Source organism: Bacteroides sp. ET336, from assembly GCF_024733815.1.
Taxonomy (GTDB): Bacteria; Bacteroidota; Bacteroidia; order Bacteroidales; family Bacteroidaceae; genus Phocaeicola; species Phocaeicola cellulolyticus.
In genome coordinates, this window is the sequence record NZ_JANRHK010000006.1 from 73692 (window position 1) to 94404 (window position 20713).

Here is a 20713-nt window from a genome sequence, read left to right on the forward strand (position 1 = left end):
TTGTATTCTTGTTACATTTAAGAGGTTTTACTTATTTATAATAATCTTATTTTATATAATCCAACTTAACGACTACGACTCTTATATTTTGATCTTCCTTATCAGTTTGTATTTTAGCTATATGCCAGTCTGACGGGAAGAATAAGAAAAATCGTTCTGGAGTTGAGTCTATAAACATAGCCTTTGAAGCATCATACGAGTAACCTATAATATCAGGTTTGTACGCTTTATTAGGATATGAAGTATCATGGTCAAGCAATGCAAAACGCTCTGTACCCTTTACAACATATTGCAGGTCAATATGATGATAATGAGACTCAGACCCTCTTTTCTCTAACGGATCGTTTACACCATCCTCAACACTGGCAAACAACTCTGTATCCTGAATCTGATGTTTTCCTGCAGGTATAGTCTGCAAATCTGTCTGTGCCAGCCAAGCAAACACAGCATCCCATTGTTTTTTGTTTTTATGATATTGTGAATAGAATTCACTCAGATTTGTGCAGACATCAGGCAAAGCTTGAAATCCGTTACTCCATCCCCTCTGCATAACCCAATTAGTATAATTTATTTTAGAACAACAATTCTGGGCATACGTTAAATTGCAAAACAACATCGATAACGATAAAATAAACAATAATTTAATAGACTTTTTCATATTGGTAAGATTTAATAAATGTAATGTAACAAGTTTATGATGGCAAAAATACAAAAATCCTGCAAGGGACACAACACTCCTTGCAGGATTAGGAAACAAACTAATATGGGGTAATTACAAAGTCTTCTTGTAAAGTTCAAGGATTATCTCTTCTGTCACCTCACGAGGGTTACCAGGAGTACATACATCTGCATAAGCGGCCTTAGCAAGACGAGGAAGGTCCTCTGCCTTTTTTCTTTTATATTAGATTATAATAGTTAGTTTTACATAGGAATTCACATATCTGCAGAAACTCTTCCATTAAAAACATAATAACAATATATGATGTAATAATCAAATAAATGAAAAGTAAATGTCATCGCATATTACGTTATTTCATTTTCAGTAAACGTACTTTGTATTTAAAATACAAGTTACCATATAAAGAAACAACAGGTAAAAAATGATGTTAGAAATGGAAGATTTGATGGAATTACATATCTTTGCAAAAACCACGATATAATGAAAAACAATTTTACGAAAAACTATAAATATCTTATAAGTAGCCAACGTGATGAGGACTGGGACATAAATGTCAATACCGTAGGATGTGAAACTATTGAAAAGAACTACGAAACATACCCGCCCCGTACAGGTCATCCGGCACAATTTTTCTTCACACCGTCGCGTGGCAGAAAACTGGACAGCTATCAACTTCTATATATAATAAAAGGTAAAGGTATATTTTTCACCTCACCTGAGGATAGCATGGAAATAAAGGAAGGTGACATGATTATACTTCGACCAAACCAATGGCACAGCTACATGCCTGATAAGAAAACCGGATGGACTGAAATGTGGATCGGTTTCGAAGGAGCAAACATGGACAGCAGATTCAAAAACAATTTCTTCAACAAAGAACAAATAATATACAGGATAGGAGTACAGGACAATATTGTTAACCTGTATAATCAAGCCATAAAGGTTGCCAATGAAGAAAAAGCTGCCTGCCAACAATATCTAGCAGGAATAGCAAATCTGATTCTTGGTATGACAATGTATTATGATTATAACAGATGTTTCGACACGGCTACTGAAGAACAAATAGACAAAGCAAAAATCATTATAAGAGAAAACTTGCTGAAAGGAATAACAGCTGAAGATGTAGCTTCCAAGATAAACATGAGTTATTCATGGTTTCGCAAACTCTTCAAGGACTACACCGGGGTATCACCTGCACATTACATTCAAGAACTGAAAATACAGGAGGCTAAACAGCTACTGTCGGGAAGTGACAGTAATATAAAGGAAGTATCATACTATCTTGGTTTCTACGATATAGCGTATTTTTCAAAAGTGTTCAAGAAATATACGGGATTTACTCCTATTGAATATAAAAAGATATACTATTAATGAAAGCACAATACATTAAATATAAACTAACAAAAATAGATATAAAAAATACTGCAACATTAAGACTCTTAATCCTGTTATGGATATTTGCAGCAGAACCGGTCTTTTCTGAAAAGCATTATGTTTTCACACCATTGGACGCATCACAAGGGCTGTCCGGCAATAAAGTCAGAAACATATCACAACTACCGGACGGACGTATGATGATAACAACAGAAGGACAAATAAACATATACGACGGAACCAGCTTTACATATCTTCACTATAATAAGAACAACATATGCCGATTATCGGAATATTCTGGATTTAACCATACGTATGTTGACAACAGCGGATATGTGTGGGTTAAGAACAATCATACTTTAATGGTTGCCGACATTACACGCGAAGAGTTCCTGAATTGTCCGGATTCCATATTCAGAGAATGGGGAATAAACACACCGTTGAAAGATTTGTTCATGGACAAATATAGTGATTTATGGGTTATCACGGAAAAAGACGATTTATTACACATAAGTAAAGACAGGAAAAATACATTTATTTTCAAAAATAAGGTTTCACTGGACAATGATCAGATTTATGATTTAGGAGTAATAGACGACAAACTTTATCTATTCTACAAATCAGGAATGCTGATATGCCATGATATAGTGTCAGGAAAAGAATTGTACAGACGTAATGTACCGGCCGACCTGCCCAAAGCACTATACGGAAATACTTCGTATGTAGTACAAGGCCATGATTCGTTTTATCAGTTATGTAATGGCACAGGCGGTGGCATAATGCTAAATTTCAACATATATAAAAAGAGCTGGGAAATAGTCATGAATACAGACTCATGGTTCAACTATCTTTCCATTGACCGCGACGGCAGCATTTGGGTTAGCGGACATGACGGACTCTACAACATTTCACCCGACCTGAAAGAAAAGCAATACATACAGACATTTAAACTGGTTGACGGTAGAAAGATTGACACAGAAATAAGCACGCTGTACAATGACCTTCAGGGTGGAATGTGGATAGGTACGTTAAATCGTGGTATCCTATATTACCATCCTAACCGTTTTCGTTTTCAAAATATCGGAAAAGTTATGTTCTCTCTTCCTGAAGAAACTTCAATGCACGTGACAGGATTTGAAGAGACTAGGAACAAAGATATCATAGTAAAGACTGATACTGGAAATTATTTATATAGCCCAAAATCAGGCAACATTTCAGTGTATAAAGGTAAGGAAACGACCATTATAAAAGAAAAAATCGACAACCTCAATAATAAAAGAATACTTCAGACTGCCAAAATCGGAAAAGATTTATTGGTAGGTATTACCAGAGACGGATGGTTTATATTTGATAAACAAAACAATAAAACCGATTTCCATCCGACATGTCATCCTTGCAACTGTATTTATACGGCAGGAAGTGGAAAAATTTGGATAGGATTAGAAGACGGACTTATGCTACTGGATGTGAAAACCGGGAAAGAACACAGATTTCACACATCCGATGGCCTTGTAAATAATTCAGTCCGTAGCATAATACAAACGCCTGACAGTTCCGTATGGATTTCCACTGCCAATGGAATAAGCAACATGCAAGCGAACAGAAACACAGCCGATTCGCTTGGATACTCATTTGTCAACTTCAATCAATATGATGGAGTCATAACCGATGAGTTTTGCGAACGTTCTGTCTATATCACTTCCGACAACACCATCTACTGGGGTGGTATTAACGGTTTCAACATATTGAATACATCTTCTGCACAAACAGAAGAAATCCCTTATTTGCCATTGTTCGTCGGATTTAACCTGTTTGGAGAGAAAATCAACAACGGAATGTATTATCATGATAAGCAGATATTAAAAAATCCTATAACAACGACAAAAGAGATTGTTCTGCGCCATGACCAGAACTTCTTTACAATAGAGTTTGCCGCCATGAACTACATAAATCCGACACAGACATACTATCGTTATCAACTTAACGGAATAGACAAGACAGAACTGGAAATCCATTCAACAGACGGTAGAGGAAGAGCCACTTACACAGATTTGCCTCCCAGTGACTATACATTCAAAGTACGCGCTACAGGAAACGGCAAAGGATGGACAGATAAATATGCCGAGCTTAAAATACGAGTAAAAGCTCCGTTTTGGAAAACCGGATATGCTTATACCGTTTATATAATATTAGCCGGCAGCTGCATAGCAGCTTTCATACTTCTATATATCAGAAAAAAGAAACGAAGCATAATACGTGAACAGAAAGAAAAACTGGATGAAATGAAAACAACATTCATCCAAAACATTAATCAGGAACTGGAAGAACCGATTAAAAAGATAATATCTCCTCTGGATGCTGTAATTATGCACATGGACGAAGGAAGGAGCAAATTACAACTGCAGTCTATTCGTCAGAATGCTACAGAACTACAAACATTAGTAAAGCAACTTTCAAAAGGAGCATTATTGCCTATACCGACCGATGAAAACAATATAAACCTAGATGTACTGATTGTTGAGATGCGTCAATTGCTGGAACAGCAAGAAACGAGAAAGAAACAAATAAACACTATCAACGAGAAAGAAGAAAAACAGGAACTCTTAAGCGAAACAGACGAAGCATTTATACGAAAAGTCCTTAAAAATGTAGAGCAGAATCTGGACAATCAGGAATACTCCGTGGAAACACTAAGTCGCGACATGGGAATGGACCGCACTGGACTTTACCGTAAGTTGATAGCTTTGGTTGGAAAAACGCCTACCAGTTTTATACGCTCCGTTCGTCTTAAACGGGCAGCACAACTGCTGGAAAAAGGTTATACTGTTGCCGAAGTGGCAGACAGTGTTGGCTTCAGCACTTCAAGTTATCTGTGTAAATGTTTTCAGGAAGAATTTGGTGTACGTCCTTCACAATACGTCCAACAACTGAAAAAGCATTGATAAATTTCAACCAATATATTGTTATCTGCAACATATTTACAACTTTTTCTTATGCCATCATGATAATTTTGCATGTACGAAAAACATTGAATCCACATTTTAAAGTGTAATTAAATTATCTCTTAATCAAACATACAAACCATGAGAAAAAGTTTATTGATTTTAGCATTATGTTCATTGCCGATTTTTGTATGGTCGCAAAAATACCAGGAAACAGAAAACGGCATAAAGACTTCCATCAATGAAAAAAAAATAGATGTAGAAGTTCAGTGGTTCACTCCAAACAGTCTGAGAATTTTAAAGACACCGCTAGGAAAGACTGTAGAAAAGAAAAGTCTCTCCGTTATTGCAAAGCCGAATAAGTCCGGAGTAAAAATCGCCACATCAGACAACAGCAGAATTGTAATGAAAAGCCCTGTACTGACTGTTACTCTCAATACAGAAAATGGTATAATAACCTATGCCAAAACAGACGGTACTGTTCTATTGAAAGAGAATGAAAACTCAAAGCCTTTTACTCCGATGAAGGATGCCGATAGAGATACATATACCGTTTATCAGGGATTTATTACAGATAAGGAAGAAGGACTGTACGGTCTGGGACAGTTACAAAACGGACAGATGATGCAACGCAACATGAGTAAAGTATTAATTCAAGGTAATGTTGAAGATGTGTCACCTATCTTTCAGTCAACAAAAGGTTATGGAGTATTTTGGGACAATTATTCCGCGACTACTTATACAGACAACGAAAATGAAACCTCATTCAGTTCCGAGGTGGGAGACTGTATTGATTACTACTTCATGTATGGTGGTTCTGCCGACGGAGTTATAGCACAAGTACGTGCTTTGACAGGAGAAGTACCGATGATGCCACTGTGGAGCTACGGATTTATGCAGAGTAAGGAAAGATACAAAAGCCAGGAAGAAACTGTAGGTGTGGTAAAAAAATACAGAGAATTAGGTATTCCATTAGACTGCATCATACAAGACTGGCAATACTGGGGACATAACTATCTGTGGAATGCAATGGACTTCCGCAATCCGTCTTTCGACAATCCTAAAGCCATGATTGACAGCATACACGGAATGAACGCGCATATGATGATTTCTATATGGTCTTCTTTCGGACCGGCAACAAAACCATACCGTACATTAGATAAAGAAGGACTCTTATTCAACATAGAGACATGGCCACAATCAGGAGTTGAAGGCTGGCCGCCAAACATGGAATATCCATCAGGAGTTAGAGTTTACGATTGTTACAACCCTAAGGCACGTGACATTTACTGGGATTACCTTAACAAAGGTATATTCCAATTAGGTATGGACGGATGGTGGATGGATTCAACAGAACCAGACCATTTCAACTGGAAAGATAGCGACTTTGACCGCCAGACTTACTTAGGTTCATACCGCAGCGTACGCAATGCATATCCTCTTATGACTGTTGGAGGTGTTTACGACCATCAGCGTGCAGAAACCAGCGACAAACGTGTTATCATATTAACCCGTTCAGGCTTCCTCGGACAACAACGATATGCCTCAAACGTATGGTCTGGCGATGTACAGTCATCATGGGATATGTTCCGCAAACAAATAACTGCAGGACTTAACTTCTCACTCACAGGAATGCCACATTGGAATTCTGATTTGGGAGGCTTTTTCGCCGGCTCATATAACACTAATGGAAATGCCAGTGCCACAAGAAACCCAATGTATCAGGAACTTTATGTACGCTGGTTACAATTCGGAGTTTTCTGTCCGATGATGCGTAGTCACGGTGCCGACACTCCTCGTGAATTTTTCTGGTACGGCAAAGCAGGCGAACCGGTTTATGACGCATTGGTAGATGCTGTGAAATTACGTTATTCCCTACTGCCTTATATCTATTCTACAGCCTGGGAGGTTTCACACAGACAGTCAACATTTATGCGTGCCCTCTACATGGATTTCCTGAATGACAAAAACACATGGAAAATAGGTAACGAATACATGTTCGGAAAAGCATTCCTCGTAGCGCCTGTTCTTCACGCACAATACACACCTGAGCAAAAACAAAATATCTTAAAAGAGAACGAAGGATGGAATAAGACAACAAACAATCAGGTAAACCTTTCATTAAATGTTGACTTTACACAGTCTAAAGAAATGGAAGTTTATCTTCCATCAGGAAACAAATGGTATAATTACTGGACTAACGAGAATTTCGACGGTGGACAAAAATTGAAAATCAAGACATCACTTGACAGAATACCACTTTTTGTCCGTGCAGGTAGCATCATACCTATAGGTCCGGATGTGCAATATACAAACGAGAAGAAATGGGATAATCTGATAATAAACGTATATCCGGGAGCGGACGGAACATTTACACTTTATGAAGACGAAGGTGATAATTACAATTATGAGTCCGGAGCATACACTGAAATACAGATGAAATGGAACGACACAAAACGTATTCTCACAATTGATGCACGTAAAGGTGAATATAACGGTATGCTGACCAAACGTAACTTTACCATACGTACAGCCGACGGAAAAGAAAAAGTCATTACATACAGCGGAAAGAAAATAAATGTAAAGATATAATAGTACAAATAAAGTTATTATTATAACCATATAGGAAAGTGAATATTGCGTATAAATTGTAATATTCACTTTCCTATTTATGTTTATATATTGCAGAAAAAAGACATTTTTGTACCTTTGCACTTCAAACAACAGATTTCTATATATGGAATTAAAAGAACATTTCTCCAATAAAATATTTAGTATAATATCCGAAACTGCAGACGAACTAGGGTTGGAATGCTATGTAGTAGGAGGCTATGTGCGAGATATATTCCTGAAACGACATTCAAAGGACATTGATGTGGTAGTGGTAGGAAGCGGTATAGAAATAGCACAGGCACTAGGCAAAAAATTAGGCAAAGGAGCTAATGTTTCGGTGTTCAAGAATTTCGGAACAGCACAGGTGAAGTTCAGAGACATCGAAGTGGAATTTGTAGGTGCAAGAAAAGAATCATATAGCCACGACAGCAGAAAGCCAATAGTGGAAAACGGAACACTGGAGGATGACCAGAACAGACGCGATTTTACAATAAACGCTATGGCCGTCTGCCTGAACAAAGACCGTTTCGGCGAGTTGGTTGACCCATTTGACGGTATGGAGAATCTTAAAGACAGAATCATAAGAACCCCTCTTGATCCGGACATAACATTCAGCGATGACCCTCTGCGAATGATGAGATGTATCCGTTTTGCCACACAGCTGAACTTCTACATAGAGGACGAGACATTCGAAGCTTTAGGAAGAAATAAGGAACGTATCAAGATTATATCAAAGGAACGTATAGCAGACGAACTGAATAAAATAATATTATCTCCTATACCGTCGAAAGGATTCGTAGATCTTGACAGATGCGGGCTTCTGGAACTTATATTCCCTGAGCTATGTGCCTTACAAGGTGTAGAGACAAGAAACGGAAGAGCCCATAAGGATAATTTTTATCACACGCTTGAAGTACTCGACAATATATCGAAAGCTACAGACAATCTGTGGCTCAGATGGTCTGCCCTGCTTCATGACATAGGCAAACCCAAAACAAAAAGATGGGAACAGAAAGCCGGATGGACTTTCCATAACCATAACTACATCGGTGAGAAGATGATACCGGACATATTCAGGAAAATGAAACTTCCCATGAACGAGAAGATGAAATATGTCCAGAAAATGGTGAGCCTCCACATGCGTCCTATAGTAATAGCCGACGAAGAGGTTACTGATTCTGCAGTAAGACGACTACTCTTTGAAGCAGGTGACGATATTGACGATCTGATGTGTCTGTGTGAAGCGGATATCACCTCTAAGAACGAAGCCAGAAAACAACGTTTCCTGGACAATTTCAAGCTTGTAAGACAAAAGCTGAAAGACCTTGAAGAAAAAGACAGGATAAGAAATTTCCAACCACCTGTAGATGGAGCTGAGATTATGAGAGTTTTCAACTTACAGCCTTGCCGCGAAATAGGTGACTTGAAAAGTTATATCAAAGATGCTATTCTGGACGGTGTAATACCTAACGAACACGATGCAGCATTTGAATATATGATGGAAAAAGCAAAAAAGATGGGCTTGAAACCTGTTAATGAATAATATAATCCCAATTTTTATCATCCTGTAGTATTATTGTAATCTACAGGATGATATTTTTTTACAAGACTAAAACAAAGCCTAAAACAAAATTACCAAAAATCTAATATATTTTAAATCCACATCAAATATAATTTCCCATAAACTTCGCTCACAGACCACTCTAGAGCATTTTCAAGAATTAAAAATTTCCATTTTTGTAAATTCCAAACATTTTGATGTTTTTTATTTCAGAAATTTGTTTATAGCTTTGCAATACTTTTTCAGAGTGACATCAGTCTCAAAAGGGAATACCGTGAAAATCGGTAACAGTACCCGCTGCTGTGATTCTTGGTGAAACGGAACAAGGTTATTCCGACCACTGCCTCATTGGCGGGAAGGTGTTCCGCGGAAAGATCAGTCAGAAGACCTGCCCTGAAAAGAAAAAACAAACAATTGTATGATTTAAAAGACAAAAAATGGAAACAAAAGACATCTGCATCATCAAAAGAGACGGGAAGCGGGAAAACTTCTCATCTGCAAAAATCTACAACGCCATTACAAAAGCTTTCGTAGCATCAGATCTTACAGACTGCGAAACCCTTATCGATGAAATAACACAGAGGGTAATCAACCATTTCAATACACCTACCATAGGCGTGGAAGAAATACAGGACCTTGTAGAAATGGAATTGATGAAAGTAAGACCGGAAGTAGCGAAAAAATATATCATCTACAGGCAGTGGAGAAACACCGAACGCGACCGCAAGACGAAAATAAAACATATCATGGATGGTATTGTGGCTATCGACAAGAATGATGTCAACCTTAGCAACGCCAACATGTCAAGCCATACTCCGGCCGGGCAGATGATGACTTTTGCATCTGAAATTACAAAAGACTATACTTACAAGTACCTTCTGCCTAAAAAATATGCAGAGGCACACCAGTTGGGTGATATTCATATTCACGACCTGGACTATTATCCGACAAAGACTACCACATGCATACAGTATGATCTGGAAGACTTGTTCGAGAGAGGATTTCACACAAAGAACGGAAGCATACGTACTCCACAGTCTATACAGAGTTATGCCACTCTTGCTACAATAATCTTCCAGACTAACCAGAACGAACAGCACGGAGGACAGGCAATACCGGCATTCGATTTCTTTATGGCCAAAGGAGTTCTGAAAAGCTACCAGAAGAGTGTAGCTTCAATCATGTCTTTCTTTATGGAAATGAAAGGCATTGACATAACAGAAGAGACTCTGAAAGACCGTGTAAAAAAGCATCTCATGACAATAATCCCGTCTGAAGATGATAAAAACAACCTTATAGAGGAGCTAAAATCCATAGGTGCAAGCATAGAAAAGGGAGACCTGGAACATATATTAAACAAGGCAAACGAACGTACTCGCAAAGATACTCACCAGGCGATGGAAGGTTTTATCCACAATCTTAATACGATGCACTCAAGAGGCGGTAACCAAGTAGTTTTCAGTTCTATAAACTATGGTACAGACACGTCGGCAGAAGGAAGAATGGTTATAGAAGAGTTGCTTAAATCTACAATAGAAGGTCTTGGAGCTCACGGTGAAGTTCCTGTATTCCCGATACAAATTTTCAAGATAAAGGATGGAGTATCATATTCGGAAGAGGATTATCAGCTTGCAATGAGCGACTTCGATGCCGCAATGGAAGGAAAGCTACAGTTCAAGGCACCAAACTTCGACCTTTTCCTAAAAGCATGCCGTACCACAGCCAAGGCTTTATTTCCTAACTTCATGTTCCTTGATACTCCATTCAACAAACATGAATTATGGAAAGCCGATGATCCACACAGATATAAATACGAACTTGCCACAATGGGATGCCGCACAAGAGTATTCGAAAACATTAATGGCGAAAAGACATCACTGGGAAGAGGAAACCTGTCATTCACCACTATGAATATGCCAAGACTGGCTATAGAAGCCAGAATTAAGGCAGAAAGTATTATCGATTCAAACAACAAGGAGGCTATTGAACAAAAAGCCAAAGAAGTATTCCTTCAATCGGTAGAAGAGATGGCAGAAATGATCGCCGAACAGCTTTATTCAAGATACCAGTATCAGAAGACAGCCTTGGCAAGACAGTTCCCGTTCATGATGGGCAACAACGTTTGGAAAGGCGGATGCAATGTAAATCCAAATGAAGAAGTCGGTGACATACTGAATCAGGGAACACTTGGTATAGGTTTCATCGGAGGTCACAACGCAATGGTTGCACTCTACGGCCAGGGACACGGACACAACAAAAAATCATGGGATACCCTTTACGAAGCTGTAGAGAAAATGAACGAAGTAGCCAAGAGATATAAAGAGAAATATCATCTTAACTATTCTGTCCTTGCCACTCCTGCAGAAGGCCTGTCTGGGAGATTCACAAAAATGGACAAGCGCAAATATGGTATTATAGAAGGAGTAAATGACAGAGATTATTACGTCAATTCATTCCATGTTGATGTAAAAGAACCTATCAACATCGTTGACAAAATTAAATGCGAGGCTCCTTTCCATGCACTTACCCTTGGAGGGCACATTACATACGTGGAACTGGACGGTGAGGCTCAGAAAAACGTAAAAGCTATAGCCAAAATAGTGAAAGTAATGAACGACGAGGGCATTGGATACGGTTCGATAAACCATCCGGTTGATACATGCCACAACTGTGGATACAGAGGTGTGATCTACAGCAAATGTCCGATATGTAACAGCGAGAACATACTCCGCATGCGCCGTATCACAGGTTACCTGACAGGTGATTTGAACAGCTGGAACTCGGCAAAACGTGCAGAAGAACGCGACAGGGTAAAACATGCCTAATCTGAAACATGCTACATTATTTATATACATATCCTGAAACAATAGTCGATGGCGACGGCATCCGGTATTCTATTTATCTGGCCGGATGCAGTCACCGTTGCAAAGGATGCCATAATCCTGAATCATGGAATCCCAAAGCAGGAAAACCACTTACCGAAGAAGCATTAGAAAGAATAATAAAGGAAATAAACGGTAATCCTCTACTAGACGGAGTAACTTTTACAGGAGGAGATCCTTTCTTTAATCCTGAAGAATTCGGTAATGTTCTAGAAAAAGTTCGTAAATCAACAGGATTGAATATATGGTGCTACACCGGTTATACACTGGAAGAACTCATAAACGATAACAGAAGAAAGAATTTACTGCAATATATAGATGTACTTGTAGATGGGAGATTTGAAGAAAGCTTATACTCCCCTACCCTTGAATTCAGAGGAAGCAGCAATCAAAGGATATTACACCTTAAGAAACTACTTAAACAATAAGAAAAGCCATATACAAAGGACTGAAGAAACCATTACGGAAGTTCTCCAGTCCTTGTTTTCTTTATAAAAGAACATATATATACACATTGTATCGCATAATTATTACGTTTTCAAATTTGAAGGCATAAGGTGTATATAATATGTTATACAACACAAATATCAAATACCGTATATAATCTTAAAATTAACATTATCGCTTCAAACTCCGTTTTTTAATTGCGATTTTATCAACTAAAACACAAGATTAACCATAATACATACTTAATTGTGTTTTTCCGTTCGCGGGCACGGAGCCTACATATACGAAAACATGATATAAATCAAGAAAAACATATATTAATATAAAAAACAATCACAACTTATTGCAGAATAAAAAAATATCCATACCTTTGTATCGTGGTTGTGAAACCAGAGAGTAAATTAATAAATAGCACAAAACATTTAAGGTATTAGACTTACTTAAGGTATAAAAATAAAAAGGTATTAGATAAAGGTTATTAGTTTAAAGTAAAGATTAGGTATTAGGTTTAAAGTTAAAGGTATTAGTAAAAAGGTAAAAGGTTTTCAGTTTAAGGATAAAAGGTAAAAAGATCAATAGGTTTAGTGCTAAGGTAAAAAGAAAAGATTAAAAAGGATAACAATTAAGACTAGAAAAACCAAAGAAACAAAGAACCCTAAATTGGGGGGTTCTTTCAGGAAGCCGGCGGCATTCAAGATGATGAATGACGCCTTTTTTTTATTTTAATTCTGATCAATCTAACTTTTCTCTTTATATAATAAGTTCGAACATTCATCAGGAAATCATATACAATCTCTCAAGAAACGAAATACACACAAGTTATCAATATCCATAATTGCAACATCATCATTACAATTTCAATACAACTAAAATGAAATAATGATTTTTTTCCGTAATTAAGTATAAAAGCACAGAAAATACTATTTATTTGCCATCGGTAAATCTGTTATTTCTTCGATTATTTCTTAACTTTGTAGCGCAAGAAAGAAAAACAGACAATAAAAACACTTTTATAACATAACATAAATAATTAGAATTATGGAATTTGTAACAAACGAAAAACTTACTATCGTAGGTGCTGCCGGTATGATCGGTTCTAACATGGCTCAGACTGCAATCATGATGGGCTTGACTCCTAACATCTGCTTGTACGACCCATACGCTCCAGGTTTGGAAGGTGTAGCAGAAGAATTGTTCCACTGCGGCTTTGAAGGTGTAAACATCACTTTCACTTCTGATATCAAAGAAGCTTTGACAGGTGCTAAATATATCGTTAACTCAGGTGGTGCTGCTCGTAAAGCAGGTATGACTCGTGAAGACCTTCTTAAAGGTAATGCAGCTATCGCTGAAGAATTCGGTAAGAACGTTAAGGCTTACTGCCCAGATGTAAAACACATTGTTATCATCTTCAACCCAGCTGATATCACTGGTCTTATCACTTTGTTGTACTCAGGTTTGAAGCCAGGTCAGGTTACAACTCTTGCAGCTCTTGACTCTACTCGTCTTCGCAGCGAATTAGCTAAACACTTCGGTATTTCTATGGACGCTGTTGAAAACTGCCGTACATATGGTGGTCATGGCGAACAGATGGCTGTATTCGCTTCTACAGCTAAAGTTAACGGCAAAGCTTTGACTGACATCATCGGTACAGATGCTTTGACTAAAGAACAGTGGGCTGAAATCCAGCAGAAAGTAACTAAGGGTGGTGCTAACATCATCAACCTCCGCGGACGTTCTTCATTCCAGAGCCCATCATACGTTTCTATCGAAATGATTGGTGCTGCTATGGGTGGTAAAGCATTCCGTTGGCCAGCTGGTACTTACGTATCAAATGATAAGTATGACCATATCATGATGGCTTGGGAAACTTCTATCGACACTGAAGGTTGCCACTGCGCTGCTTTGAACGGAACAGCTGAAGAACAGGCTGCTTTGGATAAGAGCTACGAACACTTGTGCGCTCTTCGTGACGAAGTTATCGCTATGGGCGTTCTTCCTCCAGTATCAGAATGGAACGCATTGAACCCAAATATTAAATAATTAATATTCAGGTTTAAAATTATATCAGGGGAAACCGCATATGTGGTTTCCCCTATTTTTATACCCATAAATCATAATTTTTTATGTACTTTTGCAGCCAGTATGATAGATCAGGCCACCATAGACAGAATTCTTGATGCAGCACAAATAGTTGATGTTGTTTCCGACTTCGTTACTCTGCGCAAGCGTGGAGTCAACTACGTAGGTTTGTGCCCTTTCCATAATGAAAAGACTCCATCGTTCAGCGTTTCTCCAAGCAAGGGAGTATGCAAATGCTTCAGCTGCGGAAAAGGTGGAAACGCAGTACATTTCATAATGGAACACGAACAACTGTCGTACTATGAGGCTCTGAAATGGCTTGCAAAGAAGTATAATATAGAAATAAAGGAAAGAGAGCTTACAAAGGAGGAAAAGCAGTCTCAAAGTCTGAGAGAAAGTCTTTTCCTTGTCAACCAGTTTGCAGCAGAATATTTTCAGGACATTTTATACAACAACATTGACGGACAAAGCATTGGTATGACTTATTTCCGCCAGAGAGGATTCCGTGACGATATTATCAAGAAATTCCAGCTTGGATATTGTACTGAGTCAAAAGATGCATTGGCTAAAGCAGCAGTACAGAAAGGATACAAGCAAGAATTGTTACTCAAAACCGGACTGTGCTACATGAAGGACGACGGAAAAACCATACGCGACCGCTTCTGGGGACGTGTGATTTTCCCGGTTCACAACATCACCGGAAAAGTTGTTGCATTCGGAGGACGTGTACTCAGCGCTGCAACAAAAAACGTACAGATGAAGTACGTCAACTCTCCTGAATCCGAAATCTATCATAAGAGCAAGGAGTTGTACGGAATATACTTTGCCAAACAGTCAATAATCCGCCAGGACAGATGCTTCCTTGTGGAAGGCTACACAGACGTTATCTCAATGCATCAGAGCGGTATTGAGAACGTAGTGGCATCATCAGGAACAGCACTTACATCAGATCAGATAAGACTGATACACAGATTTACGAACAACATCACAGTGTTATACGATGGCGACGGTGCAGGTATAAAAGCCAGTATCCGCGGTATTGACATGCTTTTGGAAGAAGGTATGAATATAAAGGTATGTCTGCTTCCAGACGGTGAGGACCCTGACAGCTTCGCCAGAAAACATAATGCTACGGAATATCAGGCATACATCAATAACAATGAAGTTGACTTTATACGCTTCAAAACCAACCTGCTTATGGAAGAGGCAGGCAAAGATCCTATCAAAAGGGCTGAACTGATTTCAAGCATAGTAAAAAGTATATCGGTCATTCCCGACAGCATAGTCCGTTCTGTATATATCAGAGAGTGCAGCCAGCTGCTTAAAATGGATGAAAAAATCCTGGTTGAAGCTACAGCCAAACTTATTGAACAGGCAGCAGAAAGTAAGGAAAAGGAAGAAGAAAGAAAGAGACAGAGAGAGGAATACAACAGAAGGCAGCAGGCAATCTCCACTACGCAAAAAGAAGAGAAAATAGCTTCAGACAGTAATGCCAATAGTAACAATACTGCAGATATTGTTCCACCTGTGAGTAATCCTACTATTGATAGAAACGAAACTCCCGTTCTTCCACCTGAAGGAAATATACCCCCTCCAGAATTAATGCCGGAAGAGATATCACCGGTTGACACATATTCATCATACATCCCTGCACAGGGAAATGAGAACAAGGTTTTCTACAAGCAGGAAGAAAGTCTTGTGAAAATGATTATCAGATATGGAGAGAAAGTAGTGTGCTGTGTAGAAGACGAAGAAGGCAACGAACAGCCATTCACCGTAACTGAATATATTGCATACAATCTGAAAGTTGACGACATACAGTTCCACAATCCTATACACAGAAAGATACTTAAGGAAGCGGAAGAGAACGTACACAATGAAAACTTTGTGGCAGAGAGATATTTTCTGTCAAATCCGGATCCGCAGATAAGCAAGGTTGCTGCCGACATGTCGAGCGACAGGTACCAGCTTAGCAATTATCATTCTAAAGGCCAGAAAATAATAACAGACGAAGAACGTCTCTACGAACTAGTTCCCCGCCTGCTGCTGGATTTTAAGATTTCTATTTTAAAGGAAGAGATGAAACATACCCTTCAAGCACTGAACGATCCTGCCGTAGCTTCCAATCCGGAGAAATGCGCAGAGATAATGGCACATTTCAAGGATTTGACTGAAACACAGAACATGATTCTGAAAGATGCAGGCGATCGTACCACCAGTCTCTATTAATGGTTGTTTCTGATAAGATTCATGAATTCCTCACGAGTCTTTGCCTGATTAAAAGCTCCTGTAAAATCGGATGTAGTGGTTATTGAATTCTGCTTCTCTACACCACGCATCTGCATACACATGTGTTTGGCTTCTACAACAACCATCACTCCAAGCGGATTCAATGTTTCCTGAATACACTCCTTAATCTGCAGAGTCATTCGTTCCTGCACCTGCAAACGATGCGAGAAGATATCCACCACTCGTGCTATCTTGCTTAATCCTGTTATGTATCCGTTAGGGATATAAGCTACATGAGCCTTACCATAGAAAGGAAGCATGTGATGTTCGCATAAAGAGAAGAAATCTATGTCCTTCACGATGACCATCTGACTGTATTCTTCCTGGAATTTTGCAGCATTAAGCACTGCTTTCGGATCCATTTCATATCCTCTTGTAAGAGTCAACATTGCTTTTGCAACACGTTCCGGTGTTTTCAGAAGTCCTTCACGCTCAGGATCTTCTCCAAGCAATGACAATATCTCCCTGTAATGCCCCATCAATTTCTGAACCTTCTCTTCAGGCCAGTTTATCATATCGGTTGTCATCATCATCTGTATATATTATTCTATAGGAATATTTATCTGTTCACGCACTATTGCCACTTCCTTAAAACTTCCTTCAGCTTTCAGCAGTCTCATTGCTACATGGGCCTCTTCTATACTTTTATAGTCGCCCACTCTGCATAACCAGCGAGGCGGTTGGAAAAATGTATATACCGGCATATCTGGAAACTTTTCCTTAACCTTCTCTGCCACAATGTTAGCCTCATCTCTGGCCTGACGGGAATTATTGCCTGCATAGACCTGTACACGATATCCGCGTGTTTTTATAACTCTCTGCGCTTCAGAAGAGCCAGTCCTGACAAAACGTTTGCCTATCATATCGGTTATCTGGGCATCCTGATGTACAGTCACCTTACCTTGACCGGGAACGTTTGTCTGCAAACTTTCCACTATATTACTCTGTGCCACGGCAATTCCCGATGAGACAGTAAAGACTAAAGATAAAAAATATTTCATCATACCGGTTGATTGAATTTTTAAAGACAGTATTCCGGACATAACTTCCGGAATACTGCCATATTATTTAAACTACAGACCTGTGTCTGCAATAAATTATTTGAATGCGTCGATGATACCCTTGAAGTCAGCAGCTTTCAAAGCAGCTCCACCGATAAGACCACCGTCAACATCAGGATTAGCGAACAATTCCTTAGCGTTAGAAGGCTTGCAGCTACCACCGTAAAGGATAGAAGTGTTTTCAGCAACTTCCTTACCGTATTTAGCAGCAACCAATGAACGGATGTGAGCGTGGATTTCCTGAGCCTGCTCTGGAGTAGCAGTCTTACCTGTACCGATAGCCCAAACTGGTTCGTAAGCCAAGATTACTTTACCGAAATCTTCAGCTGACAAAGAGAATACAGAAGCAAGCTGAGCTTCAACTACTTCATTCTGCTTGTTAGCTTCGCGTTCTTCAAGAACTTCACCGATACAGAAGATTGGCTTCAAGTTGTTAGCCAAAGCAAGTTTAACTTTTTCTTCAAGGATTTCTACTGTTTCGTGATAGTAAGCACGACGTTCAGAGTGACCAAGGATTACGTACTGAGCACCTGTAGAAGCTACCATTTCTGCAGAAACTTCACCTGTATATGCACCTGAAACTTTGTCTGCACAGTTTTCTGCACCTACACCGATGATTGAGCTGTCAACGATAGGAGTTACAGAAGCCAAGTGGATGAACGGAGTACAGATTATCACGTCGCAGTTTGGCTTGTCAGCAGTCAAAACTTCATTCAATTCTTTTGCCAAAGCAATACCTTCTTGCAGGTTCTTGTTCATTTTCCAGTTACCTGCTACAATGTTTTTTCTCATCTTGTTGAAATAATTAAATAGTTAAATATAAAAGGTTATAATCAATCTTTCTTTTCATTTACTCCTTTATTTGGAGCAGGAACAAACTTTTTCTTTCTGTGTATGTTCAACCATATCAAATCTATGATTATGAACAATATCAACGGTCCGAAGAACCAAACCAACATTTCTGTAACCTTTGTCCAGAATGTATTATCGTCAAGTTGTCCTATAGGAAGTTCCTCCAAAGGCCCAGACAGCTGATATTCGTCAGGCAAAGAGAAATTACTCCATTTTCTTATCACCACACCGTCTTTCAACAATATCATACCCGGATTGGAACGAATAATGGTTTTCAGCGTTATCTCGTCCATTGTAGCAAACGGATATTCCGCTCCAGTATAATCCTGCCATCTTGATATAGCTTCATCCGATGATGCAGTTACACAATAGAACTTATATCCATTATCCAACGAATAATCATACACTTCGTTTATCAGATCCATTGAACTGTCATCAGCCTTTTCAAGCCATGGCGAAACCAGAAGAAAGACATAGTTACTATTCAGAATTTCTTCAGTTATATCAGCGCCATCGTCATTCGATATCACAACAAAATCCTTGATTGGCGGTTCATAGCCTTTTTCTTTCAGTACAGTCTGCGACTCTACAAATGTCCATGTGGTATCGGTCGGGAAATTATCTATAGTAAAATCCTTCTTCACACCATCTTTCTGATATGTAAATATGGTTTCATAAACAGGAAGTTTCACCCCCTCAGGTATCTCCATTCCTGCCTTGATGTCAGCCCCTATATGATACGGACGAAAGTCAAATACCGGCAAATGATTAAGGGTGAAATATGTGAACAGAAATATAAAGACAGTACTGTACATGGCTACAAGCCAATCCATCTTGTCAGTCACTAACTTGAATACACTCCTGTTACGCACAAAGACAAATACTGACGCCAGAAGAAGGACTACATTCTTCCAAAAAGTATCCCAATTTGACAAATGAACGGCATCACCGAAACATCCGCAATCTGAAATAGGATTGGAAACAGCAAGCCACAACGTAAGAGGAGTCATTACAAGCATAAAAAGCAGACAGGATATTGAAGCCAATTTACGTCGTATCCCAAACAGGAGGTAAGAACCTAAAGTAAATTCCACTATAGCCATTATCCAGGCTATAAGATAAGGTACAAAACCGTAAATCCATCCGGCCAGCCAGAAAGCTTCAAAATAGTCCTCTACTTTATAGACTGTTCCCATCGGATCATTGGCTTTAATGAATCCCGAAAACAGGAATACTATAGCCAAGAGGAAGCGACATATATTTACGCCTACATAAACAGCCCTATGTATATACTTATTCTCCAAACTCAAGTTTTATTAATCCGAACACCGAATAGTTAATCATATCCATGTAGTTGGCATCCACTCCTTCCGAAACCAATGTCTCACCACCAAGTTCTTCTATCTGTTTGGTTCTGTATATCTTCATAAGAATCAAGTCCGTATATGACGATATACGCATACTGCGCCAAGCCTCATCGTAATCATGGTTTTTTGCCAACATAAGCTCCAATGCTTTCTTTGCGTATTTGTCATACATCTCAAGCGCACGCTCTATGCTCATATCGTTAGTCTCGGCAAAACCCAGTTCCAACTGGATAAGTCCTATTATACCATAATTTACTATTGCTATGAATTCCGAACGGATACCTTCGTCGATAAGGGCAACACCCTTCACTTCTATACTGCGGATGCGGTTAGCCTTTATGAATATCTGGTCTGTTACCGAAGACGGACGCATGATGCGCCACGCTGCGCCATAATCATGCAATTTCTTTTCGTAAAGGCTACGACATATTTCTATAACGTGTTCAAACTGTTGTTTAGTATCTTTCATAAACCAATTGAATATGTGGCAAAGTTACTTATTTTTCGTATAAACACATAATAAAAAAGGTGGAAATGCTTTTGCATTCCACCTTTTTTAATCATATA

The 20713-nt window shown here is 38.9% G+C and carries 14 protein-coding genes and 1 riboswitch; of the genes, 8 read left to right on the forward strand and 6 right to left on the reverse strand.

All coding sequences use genetic code 11. The features are described 5' to 3' along the window. Positions 1–46: 46 nt before the first annotated feature. Positions 47–550: a YhcH/YjgK/YiaL family protein gene (locus NW213_RS07885; RefSeq protein WP_258322413.1), complete on the reverse strand. Its 504-nt coding sequence runs from the start codon at positions 548–550 to the stop codon at positions 47–49. A 609-nt stretch (positions 551–1159) separates the two neighbouring features. Here NW213_RS07885 and NW213_RS07890 point away from each other — a divergent pair. The 8 genes from NW213_RS07890 to dnaG all read left to right on the forward strand — a co-directional run bounded on the left by NW213_RS07890 (position 1160) and on the right by dnaG (position 16806). Beyond that, positions 1160–2050 carry an AraC family transcriptional regulator gene (locus NW213_RS07890; RefSeq protein WP_258322414.1) on the forward strand — a complete coding sequence of 297 codons (891 nt, stop codon included), beginning with the start codon at positions 1160–1162 and terminating at the stop codon, positions 2048–2050. Continuing rightward, positions 2050–4995, forward strand: coding sequence for a helix-turn-helix domain-containing protein (locus tag NW213_RS07895; RefSeq protein ID WP_258322415.1), 2946 nt, complete (start codon positions 2050–2052; stop codon positions 4993–4995). Before NW213_RS07890 ends, NW213_RS07895 begins: the two co-directional genes overlap by 1 nt. A 141-nt stretch (positions 4996–5136) precedes the next feature. Continuing rightward, positions 5137–7587 carry a TIM-barrel domain-containing protein gene (locus NW213_RS07900; RefSeq protein WP_258322416.1) on the forward strand — a complete coding sequence of 817 codons (2451 nt, stop codon included), beginning with the start codon at positions 5137–5139 and terminating at the stop codon, positions 7585–7587. 145 nt (positions 7588–7732) lie between these two features. Next, positions 7733–9151, forward strand: coding sequence for a CCA tRNA nucleotidyltransferase (locus NW213_RS07905; protein WP_258322417.1), 1419 nt, complete (start codon positions 7733–7735; stop codon positions 9149–9151). 246 nt (positions 9152–9397) lie between these two features. Continuing rightward, positions 9398–9580: riboswitch (cobalamin riboswitch) on the forward strand. Between the two features lie 26 nt (positions 9581–9606). Then, positions 9607–11994, forward strand: coding sequence for an anaerobic ribonucleoside triphosphate reductase (locus NW213_RS07910; protein WP_204393008.1), 2388 nt, complete (start codon positions 9607–9609; stop codon positions 11992–11994). Between the two features lie 8 nt (positions 11995–12002). Next, positions 12003–12479, forward strand: a complete 477-nt coding sequence (gene nrdG, locus NW213_RS07915; protein ID WP_154044180.1) for an anaerobic ribonucleoside-triphosphate reductase activating protein — start codon at positions 12003–12005, stop codon at positions 12477–12479. Between the two features lie 1057 nt (positions 12480–13536). Next, positions 13537–14538, forward strand: a complete 1002-nt coding sequence (locus NW213_RS07920; RefSeq protein WP_258322418.1) for a malate dehydrogenase — start codon at positions 13537–13539, stop codon at positions 14536–14538. Between the two features lie 102 nt (positions 14539–14640). Beyond that, positions 14641–16806 carry a DNA primase gene (gene dnaG, locus NW213_RS07925; RefSeq protein WP_258322419.1) on the forward strand — a complete coding sequence of 722 codons (2166 nt, stop codon included), beginning with the start codon at positions 14641–14643 and terminating at the stop codon, positions 16804–16806. Here the strand turns inward: dnaG and folE are convergent. The 5 genes from folE to NW213_RS07950 form a co-directional block, all read right to left on the reverse strand. Continuing rightward, positions 16803–17381, reverse strand: a complete 579-nt coding sequence (gene folE / locus NW213_RS07930) for a GTP cyclohydrolase I FolE (protein WP_154044199.1) — start codon at positions 17379–17381, stop codon at positions 16803–16805. The two genes, dnaG and folE, sit on opposite strands and share 4 nt — an antisense overlap. Before the next feature lie 27 nt (positions 17382–17408). Next, positions 17409–17870 carry an SPOR domain-containing protein gene (locus NW213_RS07935; protein ID WP_375338126.1) on the reverse strand — a complete coding sequence of 154 codons (462 nt, stop codon included), beginning with the start codon at positions 17868–17870 and terminating at the stop codon, positions 17409–17411. Positions 17871–17963: 93 nt separating this feature from the next. Then, complete coding sequence (gene tpiA / locus NW213_RS07940) at positions 17964–18719, reverse strand: triose-phosphate isomerase (protein WP_154044176.1); 756 nt, start codon at positions 18717–18719, stop codon at positions 17964–17966. 41 nt (positions 18720–18760) lie between these two features. Then, positions 18761–20083, reverse strand: coding sequence for a BT_3928 family protein (locus NW213_RS07945; protein WP_258322420.1), 1323 nt, complete (start codon positions 20081–20083; stop codon positions 18761–18763). Next, positions 20073–20615, reverse strand: coding sequence for a DUF1599 domain-containing protein (locus NW213_RS07950; protein ID WP_154044174.1), 543 nt, complete (start codon positions 20613–20615; stop codon positions 20073–20075). The genes NW213_RS07945 and NW213_RS07950 overlap by 11 nt, the downstream gene beginning before the upstream one ends. Positions 20616–20713 lie beyond the last annotated feature (98 nt).

What these genes read in the sequence shown, in the direction of transcription:
- NW213_RS07890 (WP_258322414.1), top strand. Translation starts at nt 1,160, where the DNA reads ATGAAAAACAATTTTACGAAAAACTATAAATATCTTATAAGTAGCCAA.
- folE (WP_154044199.1), bottom strand. Translation starts at nt 17,381, where the DNA reads ATGATAAACTGGCCTGAAGAGAAGGTTCAGAAATTGATGGGGCATTAC.
- NW213_RS07905 (WP_258322417.1), top strand. Translation starts at nt 7,733, where the DNA reads ATGGAATTAAAAGAACATTTCTCCAATAAAATATTTAGTATAATATCC.
- NW213_RS07950 (WP_154044174.1), bottom strand. Translation starts at nt 20,615, where the DNA reads ATGAAAGATACTAAACAACAGTTTGAACACGTTATAGAAATATGTCGT.
- NW213_RS07935 (WP_375338126.1), bottom strand. Translation starts at nt 17,870, where the DNA reads ATGATGAAATATTTTTTATCTTTAGTCTTTACTGTCTCATCGGGAATT.
- NW213_RS07900 (WP_258322416.1), top strand. Translation starts at nt 5,137, where the DNA reads ATGAGAAAAAGTTTATTGATTTTAGCATTATGTTCATTGCCGATTTTT.
- NW213_RS07910 (WP_204393008.1), top strand. Translation starts at nt 9,607, where the DNA reads ATGGAAACAAAAGACATCTGCATCATCAAAAGAGACGGGAAGCGGGAA.
- nrdG (WP_154044180.1), top strand. Translation starts at nt 12,003, where the DNA reads ATGCTACATTATTTATATACATATCCTGAAACAATAGTCGATGGCGAC.
- NW213_RS07920 (WP_258322418.1), top strand. Translation starts at nt 13,537, where the DNA reads ATGGAATTTGTAACAAACGAAAAACTTACTATCGTAGGTGCTGCCGGT.
- tpiA (WP_154044176.1), bottom strand. Translation starts at nt 18,719, where the DNA reads ATGAGAAAAAACATTGTAGCAGGTAACTGGAAAATGAACAAGAACCTG.
- NW213_RS07885 (WP_258322413.1), bottom strand. Translation starts at nt 550, where the DNA reads ATGCAGAGGGGATGGAGTAACGGATTTCAAGCTTTGCCTGATGTCTGC.
- NW213_RS07895 (WP_258322415.1), top strand. Translation starts at nt 2,050, where the DNA reads ATGAAAGCACAATACATTAAATATAAACTAACAAAAATAGATATAAAA.
- dnaG (WP_258322419.1), top strand. Translation starts at nt 14,641, where the DNA reads ATGATAGATCAGGCCACCATAGACAGAATTCTTGATGCAGCACAAATA.